Raw genomic sequence first — 4,995 nt, 5'->3', positions numbered from 1 at the left:
AAGGTGGGCATACTCCCTATCAATACTGTTGGGGCGGCGGGCTAGGTAAAGTCGAGCCCATGATGAATCCAGGGCTTACTGAATTCTTACAGCGTAAACAAAAAGGAGACCGGCTCGGTATTGTCGTTTTAGATTTTTATAATAATGAATTGAGTAATATAGATAATAGGAATGCAGAGCTTATTATTAATACCAACTCTGATGTAATATTAAAAATCTAGGGTCTGTTGATCTTTCTAGAGTGTTTTTTAGACAGCATGGCAAGACGTTATAATTTTCTTCGCCAAAAGTAACCATAATCCTCAAGCTATGCCAAGACTTATGCTAACCGATGCGTAGGGGAAGGAATTTCATTTAATGAAAAGCACTGGCCGCGTTTATAATAAACCGGAACACAGACAAACACTTGAACTTCGAGCGGTTATCCCTTGATGAGTCTACCCAAATAGCTTAGTCGTTGGAGTGTGACTTTTAGGCGGTTTCATTGATGGTCTAAGAAAGGCATTCTGGCTCATTTATTCAAAGTCTTAACCTATTTTGCTGACATAGAATTGGTCTTGATTGATGGCTCGATAGTGCAGTTACTCTGAATGATGAAAGTATTGTTAAAAGTCGAAGTATTCAACTTAAATTTATTCAGCAGTGAGATGTGAAGGATTACCTATTTAGAATTATCAGAAGACCAGGAGCATGATATTATACATACTCAAAAGCTAATTGAGCACTTAAAGCAGATTGATATTTTGATTGCTGATAAAGGTTATGACAGTAATTTTTGTCAAGTTATCGGAGCCCAAGGCGGGACATTAATTATCCAAAAGTTCCACGGTATAAATATGTTTCAGGAGTGGGTATATTGATATTTATATAAACATTGGCATTTAGTAGATAATTATTTTTGAATATTTAAATGTTGTCGAATTATATCAGAAAGTTATGATAAAGCAAGAAGCTGTACCAGTATGGTTTCATTGGCACTTACATTAATGGGGTTCCCAATGTATTTACTACTAATATTTACGCAACAAAAATCAATAGATCTACTTAATAATAGCTGTTTAAATTTAGCAATGTGTTCCTAATCATAATTAGTGGGGGTTTCAGAGTAATTATATAGTAGTGACTAAATATAGTTAGTGATATTTATCAAAACAATTATGGTATAAATAATGAATCACAATGCAACGACTGGAACCGCACAAGTCAATTATGTTGATTTTTGGAGTGACCCTTATAATACTATTGTCACAAGGAAGTTTCTTCTCTATTATGCAAGTTATAGATGATATGAAGAAGGCAATTAAGGATAGTAAAAGTCAGTATCTATTGTCAGAAGTAGGCGCTGGCATTAAAGCTATTTTGCTCATTTCTACAAATCTGCTTTTCCTAATTTACTCAGCTATACCCGCTTTCTTGAGGTGATGCCCACTGTGTGAGTGCCGCTTTGCCGCTACTTTTCCAGCCTCAAGAGTGGCCCCTCAGACATCGAATTTGTAGATTCAACCAGCATTAAAGTGTGTCATAACCTACGTATTCATCGCCATAAAACCTTGGCGGGGCTGGCGTGCAGAGGTAAAGGCACCATGGGGTGGTTCTATGGCTTTAAGCTGCATTTGATTGTGGATCATCAAGGCGGAATAGTGGCGGCCAAAGTGACTCCTGCGAATGTACATGACACAAAACCGGTGAACGAGATGGTGCACAGTGGCATGAATAAACTCTATGCAGATAAAGGGTATATCAGTAACAGGGTGAGATTATGCTTTGTAAATTCTGTTAACATTTAGCTATTTTGTTCTTAAGTCGACTTAATGCGAGATTATTGATTGATATAAATCATCCATAATCGAATAAAATTCGTTCGACTGGATAGGTTTGTTAACCAATTTAACAATGTATAATCCGGCCCTGATATCAGTAAGGCAACGAGGTGCAGCGCCATTTTTATTAACAGCATCCCGCAAAGTTTACCATCGATAAAGATCCATGGCTTAGATGAGTTTCAAGTGTCCAAACAGTGGCATTAGGAAAGGTAGTTACCATAACATGCTTACTCTGATCATGTTTAAGTCTAAAAGTTTCCGTCAGTTAACAAAGTATGCTCCCGCCCTGACTACTGCATAGCTTATCAATCGTCCGCTAACATTAGGTTTTTGACTTATTTTTATTTGCAAACTTTTCGTTAATGTGCTCTTTTTAAAAAATTTTTTCCTGCTACTTTTAAAAGATAGTCATGAATTACTTCTAATGGTGATAATTATGAATAAGCTAATTACTGATAATGATGTGCCTATAGGTTATAAACTATTGCTGGATACGCTTTCTATATGGGGGGTTTCTCGTTATGTTGGCGTGACTGGTGGCGGGGTAATTCATTTTCTAAAATATATTAATCCACTTGTAAATAATTGCGCGGAAGAACAAAGCTTTTTCTCTATTGCTGAGTATAATGCTGGGTTTATTCCACTAGGATATTATCTGAGCAGCGGTAGAATTGCTGCTGCAGTAGCTACGACAGGAGCGGCGAGTAAGCTACTGAGTTGCGGCCTAAGCGATGCGAAACTGCATGATATTCCAGCTGTATATATTGTCCCCCTCATCGGAGAGGAAATACACGGATATTCACCATTGCAAGATACTACAAAGCATGGTAGCAATATTGTCGCCCAACTACGCAGCGAGTTGCCAGAATCCGTCTTTGTGCTTGACTCGCCAAATACACTCGCTGAAAAATTATCGTCTGCCCGTGTTCAGTTGGAAAGGGCAAAACCAATAGTACTTGTTTTGCTACATAAAGCGCTCAACAGTCCTACATATAATCCCACGAAAACTATTGCATCGATAAAATTACCAGTGCAAAACTTTTCATTCATCGAATTTTGTGACGAATTTCGACACGATATTAAGGGGCGACGTCTAGTATTACTAGTTGGAGAGGAAATGGTCCGCTACCCAAATGCCGCAGCCCTGACTACACAATTTTGTCAGATACTGCGCTGTGCTGCCATCTGGAGTATCAATGGTGCCAATGCGGTGCAACGGGATAATCCTTATGGATTTGGTTATATATCATTCGGGGGTAATGATGAAGCCTTGTCTCTCTATCAATCAATAGGGAAAGATGATGTGTTGTTAGTACTAGGAGCCTGCCCTGATGAATACACTGTTAATTTACAAAAATTTTCTGCCGCTAAAACATTTTTCCTAACCAACTACTCAGGAAGTTATGGACAAATAGATAATAGTTTTTCCCATATGAGCCAAGGAGCATATCACCAGGTCTCTGGCCCACTGGATCAATTATTGCGTAACCTTATGGCTGCTGCACAACAACAGCCGTTCAACAATATTCCCTCACCCTTAGCTCCAAATAATCTCAATCACCGCCAATATCCACCTCCACGCAGCGGTTATGTTGATATGGCCGAACTTTATCAGCGACTTGATCGTTGGTGGCCAGCCGGCTCTATTGGTTTTGATGATGTTTGCCTATCTTATAAAGACAGACAATATGTTACTCAGCGTCCAAATAACAATATTCAATTTTATTCGCTCTACCGAGGCTCTGCAATGGGGGGGGCGTTTGGAGCTGCTATAGGGGCAAAACTTTCACTGCCAACGCGTCCAGTGTTCCTCTTTACTGGTGATGGATGCTTTCGGCTATTTTCAGGTTCATTAGGAGAAGTAAGTGAACTGGGATTAGTAATTTTTCTCGTCAATAATGCCAGTTTTTCGATAGTCGGTCAGGGGTTGCCCATCATCTTACCGGAGATTGAAGAAAAAAAATATCATGCCAACCTAAAGCAATTAGATTATTGTTCAATAGCACGAGCTTGCGGCTGGGAGGCTGAACAACTTGCACCTGATTTGAGTAATCTGAATTACTTATTAGATAAAACAACGGGTAATATAATGAAATCTTTGCTCATTGACATCCCAGTCGACGCGTTACAAGTACTGGGTCGTAATCCTCGAGTACAAAATCTTTAAGGAGAAATTTATGATCAACTTTCCAGACAAGACGCTAATTAAGCATATCGACATTGACTATCAAAAACTGAGTGGTAAACCTCTCCCTAGCCCTAAAAACCTTACCGATCGTAGTTGGTGGCTGCATCATGAGGCGCCATATAGCATATTGGCCCACAATACAGATATCGATCCGTATTTTATTTATGCCAACCAGTATGCGTTGGAATGTTTTGAATACCTGCGCGAGGAGATATCGCGACTCCCCTCACGCTTGAGCACGCCTGTATCCGAACAGCAGAAACGACAATTATTGCTGGATGAGTTAACAAATAAAGGCATCGTCCATGGTTATTCTGGTGTACGGATAACGCGTACGGGTAAATCCTTCAATATCTATAACGGTGCTATCTGGCAGTTAAAAGATAGTGATGGAAAGTTATGGGGACAAGGTGCACTGTTTTGGCTTTCACCTAATGGCAGTGAACACAATTTTGACGTTTGATTACGGCAGCTCATATGAACTGCCCTAGTTTAGCGACCAATATCCCGTTGTGAAAGGTGAATAATCCATTAACACAAATATGCTTTGAATTGTACTGGTCAACCCAAACTGGACACTTTTACTTGAGAATTTTCAAACTCTACAGGTGACAGATCGTCATTAGCAGAATGAAGCCGCTCCAAGTTGTAATATTTCATGTAAGCCGTCACATCTTGCTTCATAAACTCCCTTGTTGGTTGAGCAACTTTAAAAATCCAATCGTGTTTCAAGCTACCAAAGAAACGCTCAACAACGGCGTTATCCCAACACGCTCCCACATCACCCATGCTGGCTCGGATACCATAGCTCGATAGCAGCCTACCGAATTGCTTACTGGTATATTGCGAGCCTAGGTCACTGTGAAATACCAACCCTCGCGCTGGTTAGCGCAGGTTGTAGGCTTTCATTAATGCCTTAGATATCAAATCTGTGGTCATGCGTTTGTCTATGTGCCATCCCACAATCCGGCGTGAATATAAATC

General features: G+C 39.9%; 3 protein-coding genes and 3 pseudogenes. 5 read left to right on the top strand and 1 reads right to left on the bottom strand.

Annotated elements, in window-relative coordinates; translation table 11 throughout:
- From L5L77_RS22250 to L5L77_RS22230, 5 genes and pseudogenes are all read left to right on the top strand, one after another.
- On the top strand, positions 1 to 221 hold a 221-nt coding region (locus L5L77_RS22250; RefSeq protein ID WP_263223429.1), incomplete at its 5' end, for a hypothetical protein.
- A gap of 136 nt (positions 222 to 357) precedes the next feature.
- Positions 358 to 1,004, top strand: a pseudogene (locus tag L5L77_RS22245) (IS5/IS1182 family transposase); the annotation flags it as partial.
- 351 nt (positions 1,005 to 1,355) lie between these two features.
- A pseudogene (locus L5L77_RS22240) lies at positions 1,356 to 1,745 on the top strand (IS982 family transposase); the annotation flags it as partial.
- A 514-nt stretch (positions 1,746 to 2,259) separates the two neighbouring features.
- Positions 2,260 to 3,990: a thiamine pyrophosphate-dependent enzyme gene (locus L5L77_RS22235; RefSeq protein WP_263143554.1), complete on the top strand. Its 1,731-nt coding sequence runs from the start codon at positions 2,260 to 2,262 to the stop codon at positions 3,988 to 3,990.
- 10 nt (positions 3,991 to 4,000) lie between these two features.
- Positions 4,001 to 4,474 carry an MEKHLA domain-containing protein gene (locus L5L77_RS22230; RefSeq protein WP_263143553.1) on the top strand — a complete coding sequence of 158 codons (474 nt, stop codon included), beginning with the start codon at positions 4,001 to 4,003 and terminating at the stop codon, positions 4,472 to 4,474.
- A gap of 98 nt (positions 4,475 to 4,572) precedes the next feature.
- Here L5L77_RS22230 and L5L77_RS22225 read toward each other — a convergent pair.
- Positions 4,573 to 4,995, bottom strand: a pseudogene (locus L5L77_RS22225) (IS3 family transposase); the annotation flags it as partial.

The organism is Shewanella sp. SM29 (assembly GCF_025654245.1).
GTDB lineage: Bacteria > Pseudomonadota > Gammaproteobacteria > Enterobacterales > Shewanellaceae > Shewanella > Shewanella oncorhynchi.
This window is presented reverse-complemented; position numbering and strand designations above follow the sequence as displayed.

Coding starts and splice junctions, on each gene's coding strand:
- L5L77_RS22230 (WP_263143553.1), top strand. CDS start 4,001: ATGATCAACTTTCCAGACAAGACGCTAATTAAGCATATCGACATTGAC.
- L5L77_RS22235 (WP_263143554.1), top strand. CDS start 2,260: ATGAATAAGCTAATTACTGATAATGATGTGCCTATAGGTTATAAACTA.